The sequence below is a fragment of the Ensifer sp. ENS02 genome, from assembly GCF_014851885.1.
Lineage (GTDB): Bacteria > Pseudomonadota > Alphaproteobacteria > Rhizobiales > Rhizobiaceae > Ensifer > Ensifer adhaerens.
On record NZ_JACVAO010000015.1, the window covers coordinates 21,642 to 39,484 of the forward strand.

A 17,843-nucleotide genomic window follows, 5' to 3' on the forward strand; every position below is an offset into this window, starting at 1 on the left:
TCAGCGAAGCGAGGCTATTTGCGGTGCAGACAGCTGCTGGGGTGCCGGCCACTGCACGGTGGTCATCAGCAGCGCCGAAATCGCGATCTCCGCGGCGACGACGATCCGAACGACCGGCTTCAGGCTGCGCGCGGCGACGTTGTTCTGATTCGGCTGAGCATTCTGCATTTTGTCCCTCTCCCGTTGCCTGTTCTCCTGGCGTGTCCTGCCCTCGGCAACGGCTGGAGAATGTCACAGCGTCACATTTCGTGACGTTCCCGGGGGAACATCCGCGCGCTTGCTGGCGTTTGGCCCTCGTCAATATAAGGAGAAACACGATGGTGAAGCTTACCCGCCCCCTGTTGCGAGCCGCTGCGGCCGCGGGTTTGGTGTTGGCGATCGGTACGCCGTCCGCCTTTGCAGCCATGACCGCGACCACGGTGACGGACCTTAACATCCGCACAGGTCCGGGCCCTCAATATCCGACAGTCGGCCTTGCGACCCGCGGTAGCACCGCGGTTATCGACGGCTGCATCGAAGGCAGCAAGTGGTGCCGCATTGACGTCGGCGGCGTGCGCGGCTGGGTCTATTCCCAGTATCTGACGACGGATCTTGGCGGTTCTGCCGTCGTGGTCCAGGAGCGCCGGTCCGACCTGGCCATTCCGGCCGTCACCTACGAAGTGCAGCCCAATGACCCCGTGATCGTCAGCAGCGGCGACGAATTGATCGGCCCGGTCGAACAGATCGACCCGATCGTGCCGCCGGAAAATGTGCGGACCTACGTCACGTCCAACCCCGGCGAGACCGTCTATCTCGATGGTGAAGTCGTCGTCGGTGCCGAACTGCCACAGACCGTGGCCGTTCAACGCGTTCCCGACTACAGCTACGACTATGTCAGCATCAACGGCCAGCCCGTTCTGGTCGAGCCGGCAACGCGACGCATCGTCTACGTCTATCGCTAACAATCGAGACCCCCGGCAATCGTTCGGTTGCCGGGGGTTCCCGACGTGCCTGCATTACCCTCCCTCGCTCTCCCGACGGCACGAATCATGCGCGGCAAGGTCATTCCCTCCAGCCGCCCCCGCCGCCGGCTTCGTTTTCCCGCTTTGCCTGTAAGAGGTTGCCTCTGCCTAAAATCGAGCCATTTCAATTGGCTACGAAGCGGGCGCCGCAACGTCATTTCACTCAAATTGACAATAATCCGGAATAGGCTTCAACCTATTGATGCCGGCTCATCGGCTTTTATTGGCGCGTCCACGACGAGCCACGACACGGAGGGATCAATGGAAGCATTAATGCCTATCATTACCCAATTGATCGCGGGGGCCGCCGGCGGGAACGCGGCCAGCGCAGTGTTGAAGCAGCAGGCATTCGGTGTCGTCGCACGGACCATCGTCGGCGCCATTGGAGGCCTTGGCGGCGGGTTCCTCATTCAGATGCTCGGCGGAGAAGCAGCCGCGACCGGTCTCGCCATGCAAGCCATCGGCGGCCTTGTCGGCGGCGGCGTACTGAGCGGAATCGTCGGGCAATTCTTGGGGAAGACCGCCTAATTCTGCGATCATATCCGTAGCAAGACAAAAGGCGGCCCGGGGGCCGCCTTTTCTGCTTTCGAGAGCATTCCGGATGCCGTTACTCGGCTGCCGCGGCAACCGGATAGACTTCCTTCATGTAGTCGTTCATCAGCGTTTCGCAGATCGTCGCCGGCGTGAAGCGGTAAGGACCGATTTCGGAAACCGGCGTCACTTCGGCGGCCGAGCCGGTGAGGAAGCATTCGCTGAAACCGGACAGTTCCTCCGGCATGATCGCCCGCTCGACCACTTCATAGCCGCGGCGCTTGGCAAGCTCGATCACCGTGCGACGGGTGATGCCGTCGAGGAAGCAATCCGGCACCGGCGTGTGGATGACGCCGTCCTTGACGAAGAAGATGTTGGCACCGGTCGCTTCGGCCACGCGGCCGCGGTAATCCAGCATCATCGCGTCCGCATAGCCCTTGGCCTCGGCCGCATGCTTGGAGATGGTGCAGATCATGTAGAGGCCGGCGGCTTTCGACTTCGAAGGTGCCGTCTGCGGATCCGGGCGGCGATATTCTGCGATATCGAGCCGGATGCCCTTGAGCTTTTCGGCCGGGTTGAAATAGCTGCCCCACTGCCAGATGGCGATGGCGACGTTGATGCGGTTGTTCTGCGCCGAAACGCCCATGCTCTCGCTGCCGCGCCAGGCGATCGGCCGCACATAGGCCTCGGAGAAGCCCTGACGCTTCAGAAGCTCGACGCTGGCTGCGTCCAGTTCTTCCACCGAATAAGGGATCTTGAAGCCGAGGATTTCGGCGGACTGATGCAGGCGCTGGTTGTGCTCGGTCAGCTTGAAGATGCGCCCGCCATAGGCGCGCTCGCCCTCAAAGACCGCGCTGGCATAGTGCAGGCCGTGGGTCAGCACGTGAATCTTGGCATCCTTCCACGCGACGAACTCGCCGTTGAACCAGATCTGTCCGTCCAACTGATCAAAAGGAACCGCTGCCATGGTGTCATCCTCCGGCGCATGCGCGCCATTCTTAGTTGATTATCGCCCTGCTTTCAGTCTATCGGCAAACTGATTGAGGGAAAATTCAATTTCGTGATTTTGGATTTGCGATCGGAACGGCACGGCATATCCTTTCAGATGTTGCCAACGCCAAATGTCTCGCTTACCGAGCATGGACGCTAATGCTATGGTAAAAATATGTCAACAAAGCTGACATATTTTTTCGAATGTTTCGCAAGTTGCAATCAGGCTGAAAGGAAATGACCGCGTGGCCGGCCAATCCAAAGAGAACACCCGGTATCTGAACGATGCCGCCGCCGATGACGATACGATCGATTTCGAGATCATCGAGCTGCTCTTCTTCGCCTATCGCGACTTCACCTCCGACCCGGATGCGATCCTGGAAAAGAGCGGCTTCGGACGGGCGCACCACCGCGTCGTGCACTTTGTCGACCGCGAGCCGGGCATGACAGTCGCCGACCTCCTGGACACGCTGAAGATTACCAAGCAGAGCCTTGCCCGGGTGCTGAAGCAACTGATCGACTCCGGGTATATTCGCCAGGAAACCGGCCCTGAAGACCGGCGCCAGCGGATGCTCTACACGACGGAAGAAGGCCAGGCACTGGCGCGTGCGCTTGCCGAGCCACAGTCCCGCCGCATAGCCGATGCATTGGCAAGAACCGGTCCGGGCGCGCGCGAAACGGTCAAGCGCTTTCTCGCCGGGATGAAGAACAACGCCGCAGACTGACGCCCGCCGTAGCGCGGGTCTGACCTGCAACTTGGGAAGCGTGGAATGACGACAAAAGCGACTGTCTCGGACGATGCGGCTCACCTTCTGGTCGTTGACGACGACCGGCGCATCCGCGATCTGCTCAACCGCTACCTGGTCGAACAGGGTTTTCGCGTGACGACCGCGTCCGATGCGGACGAAGCCCGACGCAAGCTCGTCGGCCTCGACTTCGACCTTCTGATCGTCGACGTGATGATGCCCGGCGAAAGCGGCATTTCGCTCACCCAGAGCCTCAGGCAAATCAAGACCGTGCCGATCCTGATGTTGACGGCGCTGGCGGAATCCAACTCCCGCATCGAGGGTCTCGAGGCCGGCGCCGACGATTATCTGTCGAAGCCCTTCGACCCGCGCGAACTGGTGCTGCGCATCAACAACATCCTGCGCCGCAACCAGCCGGCCCAGGCCCCCAAGGTCGACCAGGTGATCTTCGGTCCCTACACCTTCTCGGTGGTGCGCAAGGAGCTGCGTCGTGGCGCCGATCACATCCGCCTGACGGACCGCGAGCAGGAGATCATGACACTCTTTTCGCAACGTGCCGGCGAAACCATCCCGCGCCACGAGTTGATCGGCGACGATGCCGAAGTCGGCGAGCGCACGATCGACGTGCAGATCAACCGCCTGCGCCGCAAGATCGAGGACGACCCGTCCAACCCCGTCTGGCTGCAGACGGTGCGCGGCATCGGCTACCGGCTGAGCGTGGACTGAAATGGCAGCCTTTCCGATGAGCGCGGCAAACCATGGCAAGCTTTGACGGCATAGAGCACGGCGCATCCGGGGCGAACGACAATGCCTGGAGGCGGTTCACCCGCTGGCTGCGCCGTCGCCTGCCCATGGGGCTTTACGCCCGCTCGCTGCTGATCGTCATCATTCCCATGGTGCTTCTGCAGTCGGTGGTCGCCTTCATCTTCATGGAGCGCCACTGGCAGCTGGTAACGCAGCGCCTGTCGGCCGCCGTCACCGGGGACATTGCCGCGATCGTCGATCTTATCGACACGTTCCCTGCCGACCGCGACATCTCCGAGATCATCCGCATCGCGCGCGATCAGCTCGATCTCAGCATCTCCGTGGACCCGCCCGGCGAACTGCCGCCGCCGCGCCCCAGCCCCTTCTTCGAAATCCTCGACCAGATCCTCGGCGAAGAGATTTCCAACCAGGTCCGCCGCCCCTTCTGGATCGATACGGTCGGCAACTCCAAGCTCGTCGAGATCCGCATCAAGCTCGATGACGGCCGCATCCTGCGCGTCTATGCCCGGCGCAACCAGGCCTACGCTTCCAACACCCACATCTTCCTCGTCTGGATGGTGGCGGCCTCGCTGGTGCTGCTGACGATCGCGGTGCTCTTCCTGCGCGGCCAGATCCGCCCGATCCTGGCCTTGACCAAGGCGGCCGAAAGCTTCGGCAAGGGCCAGAAGATCGACGACTTCGCGCCGCGCGGCGCCGATGAAATCCGCCGCGCCGGCCTCGCCTTCATCCAGATGCGCGAGCGCATCGAACGCCAGATCGAGCAGCGCACCGCGATGCTGACTGGCGTCAGCCACGATCTTCGAACCATCCTCACCCGCTTCAAGCTGCAGCTGGCGCTTGCCGGCAACAACCCCGATCTCGAAGGCCTGAACCAGGACGTCGATGACATGCAGAACATGCTGGAAGGCTATCTGGCCTTCGCCCGCAGCGAAGCGGAGGAGGACGTCGGCCAGCTGAAACTCAGCGACCTGATGACCCGGCTCGCCGCTGAAGCCGAACTGCTCGGCAAGACCCTGACAACATCCATCGAGGGGGAAGACGATATCCGCGTGCGGCCAAACGCCTTCACCCGTCTCGTCGCCAACATCGCCTCGAACGCCTACCGCTACGCCAACACTGTCAAGATCGATGCGCGCCACAGTGCCAAGTGGCTCACCATCACCGTCGACGATGACGGCCCAGGTATTCCCGAACGTTCGCGCGAGGATGTGTTCAAGCCGTTCTTCCGCCTCGACGAAGCCCGCAATCTCGACAGTTCCGGCACCGGCCTCGGGCTGGCGATCGCCCGCGATATCGCCCGCAGCCACGGGGGCAACGTCACGCTTGGCGACAGCCCGCTCGGCGGCCTCAGGGCAACGGTGCGCGTCCCGGCTTGACGTTCCCGCGCGGGCGGGCCACTTCTGGCCGCGAATGGGCTAAGGGGAACGGGCCATGGTAGACGCCATCGATTGGGCTGACTGGGAGCGACGGCTGGCCGAACTCTGGGCAACCTTCGACCCGACAGATAGCGAAGCCTTTATCGCCCGCATCGATGCCCTTGCCGCCGAACTGCCGGCAGGACATGCCATCGGATTGTTCGAAAGAGCCTCGGCGCAGGATTCGACCGGCCATGAGATGAAGGCGGAGCCGCTCTACCGGCAGGCGCTGGAAAACGGTCTTCAGGGAATTCGCCGCCGACGGGCCACCATCCAGCTCGCCAGCACCCTGCGCAATCTCGGCCGCGCCAAAGAAGGTGTCGCCCTGCTCACCGCCGAGCGGGACAAGCCATCGGACGAACTCGACGATGCGGTCGTCGCCTTCCTGGCGCTCTGCCTCGTCGATACCGGCCAGGCGCAACAGGCGGCCGCACTCGCGCTCGGCAGCCTGTCACGGCACCTCCCCCGCTACAACCGCTCACTCAAGCGCTACGCCGAGATGCTGTTGCCGGAGAGTTGAACCCGTCAGCGCTGGTAGATCGAGGTCAGGCCGCGTCGTTCGTTGAAACGGTGCCAGGCGTCGATACGGCGCGGATGACGGGCGCGCATGACATCGAGCGGCGCGAGCAGCCGGCCGCCGCGGCCAAGGGCGGCATCGAGGATTTCGATGATGCGGCGGTTCGGCCAGGGCTTGCGGGTGATCGCCAAGAGCGCCCGGAAGGCTTCGTCCTCTCGTCCCGCGCCAAGCTGATGCGCAATCAGACCATAGGCAAAGGCCGTCGAGCGGCTGACGCCGGCATGGCAATGCACGAGAATGCGGCTCTCAGCATGCTCGGCCGCCGGGCGCATCGCCTCGAAAACTTCGAGCACCAGATCCGGGAAATGCTGGGTGGCGGTCGGGTTTTCCTGGTCGCGCATGCGCACGACCCGGTGGCTGGCGTCCGCAATCACGGGCACGTTGGCATCCGGCAATTCGGGATCGAGCAGAGACAGCACATGACTTGCGCGCCAGTCGCGCGCGGCATCGGCGGCGCGCCAAAGGCAGGACACCTTGACGCGCTCGGGGATCACTTCGAAAGCAATGTTCATGGGGATCACATCAATTTCTTGCCGTTGGGGACCGGCCGTTCGGTGGCAGCCAGCACAATCGCACCGGCCTCGTCTGCAAAGCCCAGCGTCAGCACTTCAGAGCGCACAGGTCCGATCTGGCGCGGCGGAAAATTGACAACGCCCAGCACCTGCCGCCCGACGAGATCCTCCGGACGATAATGCACCGTGATTTGCGCTGATGACTTTTTTATGCCGATTTCCGGGCCGAAATCGATTTTCAGCTTGATGGCCGGCTTGCGCGCTTCCGGAAACGGTTCGGCCTCGACGATGGTGCCCACGCGAATGTCCACGCGCTCGAAATCAGCAAATTCAATAGTTTCAGCCATCGTCATTCCCTATGTGAAATCTTATCCGAGGAGGTGGATTAAAGCATCGGGCGAGATTTCGGAAGCACGGCGGCCTCGGCGGGCTCCCCGCAAAATCTGGCCTCCTCCCATGGGCGACGCGCGAACTGCTCGGCAAGGAAATCGACGAAAACACGCACGCGTGGCGGCAAGAATCGCCGGTGCGGATAGACGACCGTGATCGGCTCCGCCTCGGCATAGTTGCTGCCGGTCAGAAGCGGCACCAGCAATCCCGCCTTGATATCTCCGCCCACGAGCAGTTCGGAAAGGCGCACGATGCCGATGCCTGCGAGCGCAAGCCGTCGGAGCGCTTCGGTGCTGTTGGCTTCGACGGAGCCACGAACACGGATCGCACGCCGGCCGTTGCCATCCTGAAATTCCCAAACGTTGAGACGGCCGCGGGCGGTGATGGCAAGGCAGACATGCCGCTGCAGGTCGTCAGGCGTTTGCGGCGCGCCGTGCCGCTCGAGATAGGCGGGTGCAGCGCAGATGACGCGACGGTTTGGTGCGAGCCGCCGCGTCACCAGCGTGCTGTCGCTCTGTTCCGCGACCCGCAGCGCAACATCCGCCTCACCGTTCATGAGGTCGACGACCGCGTCGCTGAAATCGAGTTCCAGGTCGATCTCCGGAAACCGTTCGATGAAATCAGGCAGCATGGGCACGATCAGGCGATGACCGAAGGCGCTGGGCAGGCTCACCCGCAACCGCCCGCGCGGCACCGCCCCCGGTTGGATCGCAACCTCCGCATCTTCCATGTCGCCGAGGATGCGGCGGCTCGATTCCGCATAGGCGCTGCCTTCGCTCGTCAGGCTGATGCTGCGCGTCGAGCGCTGCAGCAGGCGTACACCAAGGCGCGCCTCCAGCCGGCCGACGATCTTGCTGACCGCCGATGGCGTCATGCGCAACCGTCGCGCCGCCGCCGAGAAATCTCCCTCCTCGACGACAGCGAGAAACACCGCCATGGCTTCCTGTCGATCCATCCAACTATTCCATTTCGTCACAGATAAACGGAATTTAACATGGATTATCGCCGCGAGCGACAGGCTGTAGCTTGGACCGGAACTCAGACAGCGAAGCTTGAGGAGTAACGGAAATGGGCAAGCAGCCGAGCAGCAGTCTGCCGATGAGTTATGAGCTGCATTCCTGGGCTCGGCGTCAACGCAGCATCGCGATCGGCGACCTCTGCCGCCGCGCGATCGGCACAATCTGGAGAAGTCTCGTCAATCGCCAGCCAAGCCGCGATCATGGGGCCTGCGCCGGCGCTTCCCCGGCGCGAAACCCTTAGACCAGGCGCCATGCCGGCCCAACATGGGGCCAGCCGCATTCAATATTCAGCCTGCGAGTTCTTCCGCGCGCTTGCGCGCCGCAGCGATCGCCTTGTCGAATAGCGGCTGCATGCCGTCGTCGGCCATCAGCACGGACAGTGCCGCAGCCGTCGTGCCGCCGGGCGAGGTCACGTTCTGGCGCAGCCGCGCGGCTTCGTCAGGCGACTGGTGCAAAAGTTCGCCAGCCCCAGCGACGGTTTCCCGCGCGAGCCGCATGGCGAGGTCCGCCTCAAGGCCGGCCTTGCGGCCCGCCTCGGCCATGCATTCGACGAGGTAGAAGACATAGGCCGGACCGCTGCCCGAAACGGCGGTGACGGCATCGATCTCGGCTTCGGTGCGGACCCATTCGACCGGACCGCTGACCTTCAGGAGATCATGAACCCGAGCGCGCTGCTGATCGCTGACGCGGGCATTGGCAAAGGCGCCGGTGACACCGCGGCCGATCATGGCCGGGGTATTCGGCATGGCGCGCACGGTCGCCGCGGCACCGAGATGGGCTTCGATGAAGGAAAGCGTCTTGCCGGCAGCAACCGAAACGATGACGGTATCCGGGCCGACGAGAGATTTCAGCGGCGGCAAGACGGCGTCCATCACCTGCGGCTTGACCGCAAGGAAGATCACACCCGCCTGGACACCCAACGGTACCGAGGTCGCATGCGTCACGCCGTTGTCGGAGATCAGCTGCGCCATGGCCGGCGGCGGGCCGGGATCGACGACGAGAACGTTCGCGCCTTTAACGCCGCTCTTCAGCCAGCCCGAAAGCATGGCGCCGCCCATATTGCCGGCGCCGACGAGCACGATGGGACCGGAAGCGGCGTTCGTCATGATCAGGCTTCTCCAACCGTTTCGAACAGGACGGCATCGACGGCGCGCTGCGCGTCCATGCCGGACCAGACGACGAATTGAAACGCCTGATAATAGGATTCGCAAGCGTCGAGTGCGCTCGAAAGCAGAACTTCGACCTGCTGGTTGGTGGGCTCGGCGCCGCCGGCGAGCAGCAGCGACTGGCGGAAGATCACCACTTCCTCCTGGCGCCACAGATCGAAATGGCCCATCAGCACCTGCCCATTGATATGGGAGAGCAGACGGATGACTTCGTTGACCCGGCTTTCCGACACCTTGATGTCGAAGGCACAGGCCAGGTGCAGCGCCTCGAATTCCTCCATCCAGGAGAAGGAAACGTGGTAGTCCGCCCACTTGCCTTCGACCGTCATGGCGATTTCGTCTTCGCCGGATCGTTCGAACGACCAGTCGTTATTGGCAGCCACGAACTCGATCATATCGACCGGGTTGGATTGGCGCTCGACTTCCATTTCCAAAAGGCTCATGCATCACCCTGCATAGGTGTGGCACGGGCATGCGTCATCACGCTCACAAGAAGCAACGCCGCAAACCCAACACCGATTACAAACACGTATGATTGCTGAACTCACATCCATCCTGACTGACTTACCCTGCCCGGAGCTTACGTGGTTCGTTTCGAATCATCATTTAAAATCAGTGTATAATGGCGGAGTCAGGCTGCCAGCCCCTCGGCCCAAAAATAGCCGTGAACAATCGCGTCCACGTTGTCATGTGAATGAAGCGGTTGAGCTTAACTGACTCTGCCATAAGGGTTTTTTGGCAGCGTCCACAGGTGGAAAACTTTTCAGGTTTTATTAACCACCCATCATGCCGTTTCAGACCTATGCGGCTGAACCACAGCAAAACGCCCGCAGATGAGGTCCGCGGGCGAAGTAAAAACGCTGAAATGCCGTTATTTCAAGGGAATCGCGTTACTTGCCCGTATCGACGAGACGCGCTTCGAGAGCCTCAATACGGGCCAGAAGCGCATCGTTTTCCTCACGCGCCTTGATGGCCATTTCCTTGACCATTTCGAACTCTTCGCGCTTGACGACGTCGAGCGAATTCAGCGCCCGCTCCGCCTGCGCCCGGAAGGCCGTTTCAACCTCGCGGCGCACGCCTTGAGCGGCGCCGGCAGCATCGGTCATCAGCTTGGCAAAGTCATCCAGGATGCGGTTGGTGCCTGTGCTCATCGTCGCGATCTCCATATCAGCCATCGCCTCTAAAGGCGCGATGCGGTCCATGGGTTTCAGGTAGGGTCACCGGCCGCGCGATGCAAGAAAAATCACGCGCGCCATCACGGCTCCCTTCACGACCCTGTGTCCGGGGCGCGCATTGCCGCCCTTGACCGAGGTGAAATCGCTCGCCATGGTCCGCCGAAACAACCGGCCCGGCACGAGAACAATAAATTGGAAACATTAGCGACCCGCCTCGCCATCCTCCCCTTCCCCGAAATCGACCCCGTTATCGTCCAGATCGGCCCGCTGGCCATCCACTGGTACGGGCTCGCCTATGTGGCGGGCATTCTCCTCGGCTGGTTCTACGCCCGGCGCCTGGCGATGAACGCCTCGCTCTGGCGGGACGACAAGCCGGCCATCACGCTGCAGCAGCTCGACGACTTCCTGCTGTGGGCCGCCGGCGGCATCGTGCTCGGCGGCCGCATCGGCTACATTCTCTTCTACGATCTCGGCTCAGTCCTCGCCAATCCGATCCGCGCGCTGGAAATCTGGAACGGCGGCATGTCGTTCCACGGCGGCTTCCTCGGCACGACACTCGCCATGATCCTGTTTGCGCGCAAGAACAAGATCGCCATCTGGAGCCTGTTCGACATCGTCGCCGCCGTCGTCCCGATCGGCCTGTTCTTCGGTCGTATCGCCAACTTCATCAACGGCGAACTCTGGGGCCGCCTCTCGTCGATGCCCTGGGCGATCGTATTCCCGACCGGCGGTCCGTTCGCCCGCCACCCGAGCCAGCTCTACGAGGCCGCCCTTGAAGGTATCGTCCTGCTCTCCGCCCTCGCCTGGTTCATCTATCGTCGTCACGCGTTGAAATCCCCGGGGCTCGTCACCGGCATCTTCGTGCTCGGCTATGCACTGAGCCGCATTTTCGTCGAATTCTTCCGCGAACCGGACGCGCAGATCGGCTATCTTGTCGGTGGCTGGCTGACCATGGGCATGCTTTTGTCGCTGCCAATGGCGCTCGCCGGCATCTGGGCCATTGCCCGGGCGCGGCGCGCAGCCGCCTGAGAGCGGATGGGGCAAGGGCGCGCGGCTATTCCGGCCGCCGCCCCGCGAATTGGACGAAGGCATGACGACACCACTTGCGGACAAGATCAAGGCGCTGATCAAGACCCACGGGCCGATCAGCGTCACCGATTATTTCTCGCTTTGCCTGGCGGATCCGGAGCACGGCTACTACCGTGTGCACGAGCCCTTCGGCAAGGAAGGCGACTTCACCACGGCGCCGGAGATCAGCCAGCTCTTCGGCGAGATGATCGGCATCTTCCTCGTCCATGCCTGGCAGCAGCACGGCAAGCCTGAGGGCGCCGTGATTGCTGAAATCGGCCCCGGCCGCGGCACGATGATGGCCGACATGCTGCGCGTCGTGCGCCGCCTGGCACCCGATCTCTATGCTTCCGCCGGCGTGCATCTCGTCGAAACCAGCGAACGGCTGCGCAAGGTGCAGTCGGAAACGCTCGCCGCCCATGGTCACAAGGTCGAATGGCACACGAGCTTCGAGACCCTGCCCGAAGGTTTCCTCCTGCTTGCCGCCAACGAGCTTTTCGACGCCATTCCGATCCGGCAGTTCGTGCGCACGGCGCAAGGCTTCCGCGAGCGCATGGTCGGGCTTGATGCCACGGACGAACTGACCTTCGCCGCCGGCGTTGCCGGCATCGATCCCGAGCTTCTTCCGACGCCGGCGCAGGGTGTTGCCGAAGGCACGATCTTCGAGATTGCTCCCGCCCGCGACGCTGTCATGTCGGCCCTCTGCGAACGGTTGAAGATCAGCGGCGGCACCGCCGTGATCATCGACTATGGCCATATGGCCACCGGCTATGGCGATACGCTGCAGGCCGTGCGCGATCACGAATACGATCCGCCGCTCGCCAGCCCCGGCCGCGCCGATCTCACCAGCCACGTCGATTTCGAGCAACTCGCCCGCCGCGCCAAGACGGACGATGTGCAGATCAACGGCCTCGCCCACCAGGGCGATTTTTTGGTCGGCCTCGGTCTTCTGGAACGCGCCGCGGCCCTTGGCCGCGACAAGGATGCGCTGACGCAGGAAACCATCCGCCAGGACGTCGAGAGGCTTGCCGGCGCAGGCGCCGGAAAGATGGGCGAGCTGTTCAAGGTCCTGGCCGTCAGCAGCCCTCCGGTGCCGCTCTCGCCGTTCCGCAAACCGAAGGCTTGAACCTCCACCCGACGGCACCCCTGCCGTTCGGGAATTGACAGCCCTGCCGTCGCGGGTCAACATCGCGCCGGCAAATCAAGAGCCAGTCGCCGGGCCGGAGCGCGCCCCCAAACCCATTGATTTTCCTGATAAAGCAAAGGCGAATATACCAATGCAGCATGACGCCGCGCTCTCTCCTGTGCAAAGCTCGCTTTTCAGCGAGAAGGCCGGACCGGCAATCGCCCATGGTTATTTCACCCGAACGGGCGGCGTCTCCGAAGGGATCTATCGCGGCCTCAATGTCGGGCTTGGCTCCAAGGACGAGCGTACCCATGTCAACGAGAACCGCGCCCGTGTCGCCCGCTGGTTCGGCGCCTCGCCAGAGCGCCTGGCGACCGTGCACCAGATCCATTCCCCGGACGCCGTGGTGGTCGACGAAAGCTACGACGGTACCCGCCCCGAGGCCGATGCGCTGGTGACGGCAACGCCGGGCATCGTGCTCGGCGTGCTCTCGGCCGATTGCGGCCCCATCCTCTTTGCCGATGCCAAAGCCAACGTCATCGGTGCCGCGCATGCCGGCTGGAAGGGCGCGCTCGGCGGCGTGCTCGAAAGCACCATCGACACGATGGTTTCGCTCGGCGCGCAGCGTGAGCGCATCGTCGCCTGCCTCGGCCCGTCGATCAGCCGTCGGAACTATGAGGTCGGCTCCGAGTTCGTAGAACGCTTCGTCGCGGCGAACGAAAGCTACGCCACTTTCTTCCGGCCTTCGGAGCGCGACGGCCATGCCATGTTCGACCTGCCAGGGCTGACGATCAAACGGCTGGTCGAAGCGGGCGTTGCCGCCGAGAATCTCGACATCTGTACCTATGCCGACGAGGAGCGTTTCTTCTCCTATCGGCGCACGACCCACAGGCAGGAACCGGACTACGGCCGACAGATTTCCGCCATTTGCATACGAGGGACCTGACATGGCGCTTCACTTTGCCCAGGAAGAATATGCAAGCCGTCTCGAGCGGCTGACGGAGAAGATGCGCGAGGAGAAGCTGGACGCGGTGCTGCTTTTCGCCCAGGAGAGCATGTACTGGCTGACCGGCTACGACACCTTCGGCTACTGCTTCTTCCAGACGCTGGTCGTCAAGAAGGACGGCTCGATGGTGCTTTTGACGCGCTCGGCCGACCTGCGCCAGGCCCGTCATACATCGAACATCGAGCGTATCGAGATCTGGGTCGACCGGGCCAATGCCGACCCGACCATGGATCTCAAGAACCTCTTGAGCGAACTCGACCTGCTCGGCTGCCGCATCGGCATCGAATACGACACCCACGGCATGACCGGCCGCGCCGCGCGGCTGATCGACCGGCAGCTACAGACCTTTGGCGAGCTGATCGACGCCTCGCATCTGGTCGGCCGCCTGCGCCTGATCAAGAGCGAGGCGGAAATCGCCCATGTCGAAAAGGCCGCAAGCCTTGCCGACGACGCGCTCGATGCCGCCCTGCCCCTCATTCGTCCTGGCGGCAACGAAGCCGACATTCTGGCCGCGATGCAGGGAACGATCCTTGCCGGCGGCGGCGACTATCCGGCCAACGAGTTCATCATCGGCTCCGGCGCCGATGCTCTGCTCTGCCGCTACAAGTCCGGACGGCGCCTGCTCGACAGCCAGGACCAGCTTACGCTGGAATGGGCCGGCGTCAGCGCCCACTATCATGCGGCGATGATGCGCACCGTCGTCATCGGCGAGCCGACCAACCGCCATCGCGAACTCTACAGCGCCTGCCGCGAAACCATCCAGGCGATCGAGATGGTGCTTCGCCCCGGCAACACCTTCGGCACCGTCTTCGACGTGCACGCCAGGATCATGGACGAACGCGGTCTTGCCCGCCACCGTCTGAACGCCTGCGGCTATTCGCTCGGCGCCCGCTTCTCCCCCTCCTGGATGGAGCAGCAGATGTTCCACCTCGGCAATCCCCAGGAGATCGAGCCGAACATGTCGCTGTTCGTGCACATGATCATTATGGATTCCGACAGCGGCACCGCCATGACGCTTGGCCAGACCTACCTCACCACGACAGACACGCCGCGCGCGCTGTCGCGTTACGGCCTGGACTTCATTTCTGCTTAGGGAAATCCGCCTAGACTTGCGTTCGTAATGGCAGACGACAGGAGACGTTTCAGGAAACTGCCGCGAAGAAACGGACGGACGGTTTGAACATGCGAAAGCTCACCACGCCCATCGTAGCTCTTGGCCTCGCCATTGCGCTCGCCGCCTGCAACAGCACCGAGATGCTGACGCCACAGGTTGACGTCGGCGGGGGAACTTTCCGCTCGCCGCCGGTGACGCAATCCGACCTCGACGCCATGTCGACGCAGACGGCGATGGCGCCGGTGCAGCGCGAATCCGTCAGCCAGACCACCGCCTATTCGCCTCAGTCGGCTCCGTCGAACACACCGACGGCCTATGCCACCGGCGACGCGACCTATACCGATCCGGCCGGCACCTTCGAGGGACAGGCAAGCCGGCTTGCCGCCGGTTCCGAGCCCGTCCAGAACACGATCGAGAGCCGCCAGGCACCGGTGGAACAGGCGCCCATACAGCACACGCCCGTTCAGCAGGCGGCGGCCGCGGCCGAAGAAATCCAGAGCCAGCCAACCGTCGCCGCATTGCCGAAGGCAAGTGCTGCCGCGAGCGGCACGATCCGCTTCCTGCCGATCATCGGCGCACCGGTCCAGGCGGTGACACCGCTTTCCAAACAACTCGGTGCCGACGCTCGCGCCCGCGGCCTGACGATCAAGGGCTCGGCGGACGCCAGCAGCGAGCATATCCTCAAAGGCTATTTCTCGGCGCTGAAGGACGGCGACAAGACGACGGTCGTTTATGTCTGGGACGTGCTCGACGGCAGCGGCAACCGCCTGCACCGCATCCAAGGACAGGATCAGGTTCCCGGCGGCGGCACGGATTTGTGGAGTGGCGTTCCGGACACAACCATGCAGGGAATTGCGACGAAAACCATCGACGCCTATCTCGAATGGCGGCAATCTCAAGCCGGTTGACACAAAGTTTTTAGGATATTGGCCTTCGCGGCGCAGCATTCCCCTTGCATTCAAGTTCAGTCTCGCTAAAAAGCGGCCGATCAGCTCTGAACGGCGGCCATCCGCAAAGAATGACCGCGATTGGAATGGCTCTCGGAATCTGCGCGGAAAACACCGCTGCCGGAAAAGTACCGGACGGTGACCGCGCCAGCTCAAGGCGGTCCGTCAATGAAGGTTTTCGCAGGTAATTCGAACCGGCTTCTGGCCGAAGCGATCTGCAACTATCTCAACCTGCCTCTCGGCAAAGCGACGGTACGCCGTTTCGCCGATCAGGAAATCTTCGTCGAGATCGGCGAAAACGTACGCGGCGAGGATGTCTTCATCATCCAGTCGACCTCGTTTCCCACCAACGATCACCTGATGGAACTGCTCATCATGATCGACGCGGTGCGCCGCTCCTCCGCTCGCCGCATCACTGCCGTGCTTCCCTATTTCGGCTATGCCCGCCAGGACCGCAAACCCGGTCCGCGCACGCCGATCTCCGCCAAGCTGGTCTCCAACCTGATCACCGAAGCCGGCGCCGACCGCGTGCTGACCCTCGATCTTCATGCCGGCCAGATCCAGGGCTTCTTCGACATCCCGACCGACAACCTCTATGCGATCCCGATCCTGGCGCGCGACGTCAAGGAAAACTACGACCTGAAGAACGTCATGGTCGTTTCGCCGGACGTCGGCGGCGTGGTACGCGCCCGTGCGCTTGCCAAGCGTCTCGACTGTCTGCTGGCGATCGTCGACAAGCGCCGCGACCGTCCGGGTGAATCCGAAGTCATGAACGTCATCGGCGACGTGAAGGGCAAGGACTGCCTGCTGATCGACGACATCGTCGATTCCGGCGGCACGCTCTGCAACGCGGCCGAGGCGCTTTTGAAGAACGGCGCGACCAGCGTCACTGCCTACATCACCCATGGCGTTCTCTCCGGCGGCGCGGTTGCCCGCGTTACCTCGTCGATGCTGAAGGAACTGGTCATCACCGACTCGATCCAGCCGACGACCGCCGTCCAGTCAGCCCACAACATCCGCGTCATCTCGACCGCGGGCCTGCTCGGCGAAGCCATCAGCCGCACGAGCCAGGAAGAGTCGGTATCAAGCCTCTTCGACTAAGGTCGTCCGGAACGCCCGAATTTCCAAATCGCCGGCGCCACACGCGCCGGCGTTTTTCGTTGCGGGACGCGATTACTGCACGAACGCCTGGGCCAGCGGCTGGTCGACGAGATTGTCGATGAACCAGTTGGGATAGACAGGCGCCGGCACGGTCTCGGCATCGAGCGCCGAGATCTCCGTCGCCGTCAGAGCAAGATCGGCGGCGCCAAGATTGTCCTTCAGCTGGTGCGGCTTGGAAGCGCCGAGCAGCACACTGGTCACCGCCCTCTTCGAAAGCAGCCAGGCGATTGCCACCTGGGCGACACTCGCCCCATGTTCGCCGGCGATGCCGCGCATGCGCTCCACCAGCTTGAAGCCCTGCTCCTTGTCGAAGGGCAAAATGTCGAAGCCGGAATAGCGGTTGTCCGGATCGCCGAGATTGTCGCGGGTGTACTTGCCCGAAAGGAAACCCGAGGCGAGCGGGCTCCAGACCGTCAGCCCCAGCCCATAGCGCTGCATCATCGGAATGACGTCACGCTCGACGTCGCGGCCGAGCAGCGAATAGTGCATCTGGCCATGGGTGAAAGGTGCCAGTCCGTTGGCCTTCTGGATTTCGAGGGCCGCTGCCACCTTCCAGGCCGACCAGTTGGAAAAGCCGATATATACCTTGCCGGAGCGCACGACCGCGTCGAGCGCTGCGAGCGTTTCCTCAAGCGGCGTATGCGGGTCTTCCTTGTGGACGATATAGGTGTCGATCCAGTCGGTGCCGAGGCGCTTCAGGCTCTGGTCGACCGACCAGAGAATGTGACGGCGCGACAGACCGGCCTGGTTGAGCGACGTGCCGGTGCGGAAACCGACCTTGGTGGCGATCACCACCTCGTCGCGACGTGATTTGAGCGCCGCACCCAGGATCCGCTCCGACTGGCCGGAGGCATAGGCGTCGGCCGTGTCGAAGAAATTGATGCCGGCATCGAGCGCCTGCCCGACAAGGGCGTCGGCAGCCTCGGCATCGGTCTTGTAGACCGCGCCGAGGCTGCGGTCGCCGGCAGTAAACGTCATCGCCCCGAAGGCGATGCGCGAAACCACCAGACCGGTATTTCCAAGCGTCGTATATTGCATGTCGATCTCCATCCTCTGAAAGACAGGTTGCAGTTGGACAGATCATGCCGAAGTGGATTGCTATGAAAAACCACCGCTCTCTTGATAGGCTTGGAA

The 17,843-nt window shown here is 62.9% G+C and carries 21 protein-coding genes; 12 read left to right on the forward strand and 9 right to left on the reverse strand.

Features of this window, described 5'->3' with window-relative positions; all coding sequences use genetic code 11:
* Entirely contained in the window at positions 1-168 is a 168-nt protein-coding gene (locus tag IB262_RS27200; protein ID WP_192357202.1) for a hypothetical protein, read from the reverse strand.
* Between the two features lie 149 nt (positions 169-317).
* On the opposite strand from IB262_RS27200, the gene IB262_RS27205 reads away from it, so the two are divergent.
* Complete coding sequence (locus tag IB262_RS27205; protein ID WP_090298497.1) at positions 318-941, forward strand: DUF1236 domain-containing protein; 624 nt, start codon at positions 318-320, stop codon at positions 939-941.
* 321 nt (positions 942-1,262) lie between these two features.
* The gene (locus IB262_RS27210; RefSeq protein WP_034788698.1) at positions 1,263-1,529 is read left to right on the forward strand and encodes a hypothetical protein; all 267 of its coding nucleotides are present in this window, start codon (positions 1,263-1,265) and stop codon (positions 1,527-1,529) included.
* Between the two features lie 79 nt (positions 1,530-1,608).
* Here the strand turns inward: IB262_RS27210 and IB262_RS27215 are convergent, their stop codons facing one another.
* Positions 1,609-2,499 (reverse strand): branched-chain amino acid aminotransferase, encoded by an 891-nt coding sequence (locus tag IB262_RS27215; RefSeq protein WP_034788707.1) that lies wholly within the window; start codon positions 2,497-2,499, stop codon positions 1,609-1,611.
* Positions 2,500-2,767: 268 nt separating this feature from the next.
* On the opposite strand from IB262_RS27215, the gene IB262_RS27220 reads away from it, so the two are divergent.
* The 4 genes from IB262_RS27220 to IB262_RS27235 are packed head-to-tail and all read left to right on the forward strand — an operon-like array spanning position 2,768 to position 5,968.
* Positions 2,768-3,247 (forward strand): MarR family transcriptional regulator, encoded by a 480-nt coding sequence (locus tag IB262_RS27220; protein WP_034788710.1) that lies wholly within the window; start codon positions 2,768-2,770, stop codon positions 3,245-3,247.
* A gap of 45 nt (positions 3,248-3,292) precedes the next feature.
* Complete coding sequence (locus IB262_RS27225; protein ID WP_043618070.1) at positions 3,293-3,994, forward strand: response regulator transcription factor; 702 nt, start codon at positions 3,293-3,295, stop codon at positions 3,992-3,994.
* Between the two features lie 32 nt (positions 3,995-4,026).
* Positions 4,027-5,409 carry an ATP-binding protein gene (locus tag IB262_RS27230; protein WP_034788716.1) on the forward strand — a complete coding sequence of 461 codons (1,383 nt, stop codon included), beginning with the start codon at positions 4,027-4,029 and terminating at the stop codon, positions 5,407-5,409.
* A 55-nt stretch (positions 5,410-5,464) separates the two neighbouring features.
* Positions 5,465-5,968 carry a tetratricopeptide repeat protein gene (locus IB262_RS27235; protein ID WP_112975078.1) on the forward strand — a complete coding sequence of 168 codons (504 nt, stop codon included), beginning with the start codon at positions 5,465-5,467 and terminating at the stop codon, positions 5,966-5,968.
* Between the two features lie 5 nt (positions 5,969-5,973).
* On the opposite strand, the gene IB262_RS27240 is transcribed toward IB262_RS27235, so the two are convergent.
* The 6 genes from IB262_RS27240 to IB262_RS27265 all read right to left on the reverse strand — a co-directional run bounded on the left by IB262_RS27240 (position 5,974) and on the right by IB262_RS27265 (position 10,263).
* Positions 5,974-6,537 (reverse strand): protein-tyrosine phosphatase family protein, encoded by a 564-nt coding sequence (locus IB262_RS27240; RefSeq protein WP_034788722.1) that lies wholly within the window; start codon positions 6,535-6,537, stop codon positions 5,974-5,976.
* Between the two features lie 5 nt (positions 6,538-6,542).
* Positions 6,543-6,884, reverse strand: a complete 342-nt coding sequence (locus tag IB262_RS27245; protein ID WP_034789031.1) for a tRNA-binding protein — start codon at positions 6,882-6,884, stop codon at positions 6,543-6,545.
* 38 nt (positions 6,885-6,922) lie between these two features.
* Positions 6,923-7,882, reverse strand: a complete 960-nt coding sequence (locus tag IB262_RS27250; protein ID WP_112975079.1) for a LysR family transcriptional regulator — start codon at positions 7,880-7,882, stop codon at positions 6,923-6,925.
* A 351-nt stretch (positions 7,883-8,233) separates the two neighbouring features.
* A complete protein-coding gene (proC, locus tag IB262_RS27255) occupies positions 8,234-9,052 on the reverse strand; it encodes a pyrroline-5-carboxylate reductase (RefSeq protein ID WP_192357204.1) in 819 nt (272 codons plus the stop codon).
* A gap of 2 nt (positions 9,053-9,054) precedes the next feature.
* Positions 9,055-9,555, reverse strand: coding sequence for a YbjN domain-containing protein (locus IB262_RS27260; RefSeq protein ID WP_034788736.1), 501 nt, complete (start codon positions 9,553-9,555; stop codon positions 9,055-9,057).
* Between the two features lie 447 nt (positions 9,556-10,002).
* Positions 10,003-10,263 (reverse strand): accessory factor UbiK family protein, encoded by a 261-nt coding sequence (locus IB262_RS27265; RefSeq protein ID WP_034789034.1) that lies wholly within the window; start codon positions 10,261-10,263, stop codon positions 10,003-10,005.
* 216 nt (positions 10,264-10,479) lie between these two features.
* Between IB262_RS27265 and lgt the strand changes: the two genes are divergently transcribed.
* From lgt to IB262_RS27295, 6 genes are all read left to right on the forward strand, one after another.
* The gene (gene lgt, locus IB262_RS27270; RefSeq protein ID WP_112975081.1) at positions 10,480-11,316 is read left to right on the forward strand and encodes a prolipoprotein diacylglyceryl transferase; all 837 of its coding nucleotides are present in this window, start codon (positions 10,480-10,482) and stop codon (positions 11,314-11,316) included.
* Positions 11,317-11,377: 61 nt separating this feature from the next.
* A complete protein-coding gene (locus tag IB262_RS27275) occupies positions 11,378-12,481 on the forward strand; it encodes a class I SAM-dependent methyltransferase (protein WP_034789036.1) in 1,104 nt (367 codons plus the stop codon).
* A 151-nt stretch (positions 12,482-12,632) separates the two neighbouring features.
* Complete coding sequence (gene pgeF / locus IB262_RS27280; protein ID WP_112975082.1) at positions 12,633-13,427, forward strand: peptidoglycan editing factor PgeF; 795 nt, start codon at positions 12,633-12,635, stop codon at positions 13,425-13,427.
* A gap of 1 nt (position 13,428) precedes the next feature.
* A complete protein-coding gene (locus IB262_RS27285) occupies positions 13,429-14,580 on the forward strand; it encodes a Xaa-Pro peptidase family protein (RefSeq protein WP_034788744.1) in 1,152 nt (383 codons plus the stop codon).
* Positions 14,581-14,669: 89 nt separating this feature from the next.
* Positions 14,670-15,509 (forward strand): hypothetical protein, encoded by an 840-nt coding sequence (locus tag IB262_RS27290; protein ID WP_112975128.1) that lies wholly within the window; start codon positions 14,670-14,672, stop codon positions 15,507-15,509.
* Between the two features lie 207 nt (positions 15,510-15,716).
* On the forward strand, positions 15,717-16,649 hold the full coding sequence (locus tag IB262_RS27295) for a ribose-phosphate pyrophosphokinase (RefSeq protein WP_034788749.1): 933 nt from the start codon (positions 15,717-15,719) through the stop codon (positions 16,647-16,649).
* Positions 16,650-16,721: 72 nt separating this feature from the next.
* Here IB262_RS27295 and IB262_RS27300 read toward each other — a convergent pair whose 3' ends face one another.
* Positions 16,722-17,747, reverse strand: coding sequence for an aldo/keto reductase (locus tag IB262_RS27300; protein ID WP_192494002.1), 1,026 nt, complete (start codon positions 17,745-17,747; stop codon positions 16,722-16,724).
* Positions 17,748-17,843: the final 96 nt, after the last annotated feature.

Bases quoted from the DNA above. Each gene is read 5' to 3' on its own strand.
- IB262_RS27215 (WP_034788707.1), bottom strand. From the start codon at position 2,499: ATGGCAGCGGTTCCTTTTGATCAGTTGGACGGACAGATCTGGTTCAAC.
- IB262_RS27245 (WP_034789031.1), bottom strand. From the start codon at position 6,884: ATGGCTGAAACTATTGAATTTGCTGATTTCGAGCGCGTGGACATTCGC.
- IB262_RS27240 (WP_034788722.1), bottom strand. From the start codon at position 6,537: ATGAACATTGCTTTCGAAGTGATCCCCGAGCGCGTCAAGGTGTCCTGC.
- IB262_RS27210 (WP_034788698.1), top strand. From the start codon at position 1,263: ATGGAAGCATTAATGCCTATCATTACCCAATTGATCGCGGGGGCCGCC.
- IB262_RS27230 (WP_034788716.1), top strand. From the start codon at position 4,027: ATGGCAAGCTTTGACGGCATAGAGCACGGCGCATCCGGGGCGAACGAC.
- IB262_RS27260 (WP_034788736.1), bottom strand. From the start codon at position 9,555: ATGAGCCTTTTGGAAATGGAAGTCGAGCGCCAATCCAACCCGGTCGAT.
- IB262_RS27205 (WP_090298497.1), top strand. From the start codon at position 318: ATGGTGAAGCTTACCCGCCCCCTGTTGCGAGCCGCTGCGGCCGCGGGT.
- IB262_RS27300 (WP_192494002.1), bottom strand. From the start codon at position 17,747: ATGCAATATACGACGCTTGGAAATACCGGTCTGGTGGTTTCGCGCATC.
- pgeF (WP_112975082.1), top strand. From the start codon at position 12,633: ATGCAGCATGACGCCGCGCTCTCTCCTGTGCAAAGCTCGCTTTTCAGC.
- IB262_RS27265 (WP_034789034.1), bottom strand. From the start codon at position 10,263: ATGAGCACAGGCACCAACCGCATCCTGGATGACTTTGCCAAGCTGATG.
- IB262_RS27295 (WP_034788749.1), top strand. From the start codon at position 15,717: ATGAAGGTTTTCGCAGGTAATTCGAACCGGCTTCTGGCCGAAGCGATC.
- IB262_RS27235 (WP_112975078.1), top strand. From the start codon at position 5,465: ATGGTAGACGCCATCGATTGGGCTGACTGGGAGCGACGGCTGGCCGAA.
- IB262_RS27200 (WP_192357202.1), bottom strand. From the start codon at position 168: ATGCAGAATGCTCAGCCGAATCAGAACAACGTCGCCGCGCGCAGCCTG.
- proC (WP_192357204.1), bottom strand. From the start codon at position 9,052: ATGACGAACGCCGCTTCCGGTCCCATCGTGCTCGTCGGCGCCGGCAAT.
- IB262_RS27225 (WP_043618070.1), top strand. From the start codon at position 3,293: ATGACGACAAAAGCGACTGTCTCGGACGATGCGGCTCACCTTCTGGTC.
- IB262_RS27285 (WP_034788744.1), top strand. From the start codon at position 13,429: ATGGCGCTTCACTTTGCCCAGGAAGAATATGCAAGCCGTCTCGAGCGG.
- IB262_RS27275 (WP_034789036.1), top strand. From the start codon at position 11,378: ATGACGACACCACTTGCGGACAAGATCAAGGCGCTGATCAAGACCCAC.
- IB262_RS27250 (WP_112975079.1), bottom strand. From the start codon at position 7,882: ATGGATCGACAGGAAGCCATGGCGGTGTTTCTCGCTGTCGTCGAGGAG.
- IB262_RS27290 (WP_112975128.1), top strand. From the start codon at position 14,670: ATGCGAAAGCTCACCACGCCCATCGTAGCTCTTGGCCTCGCCATTGCG.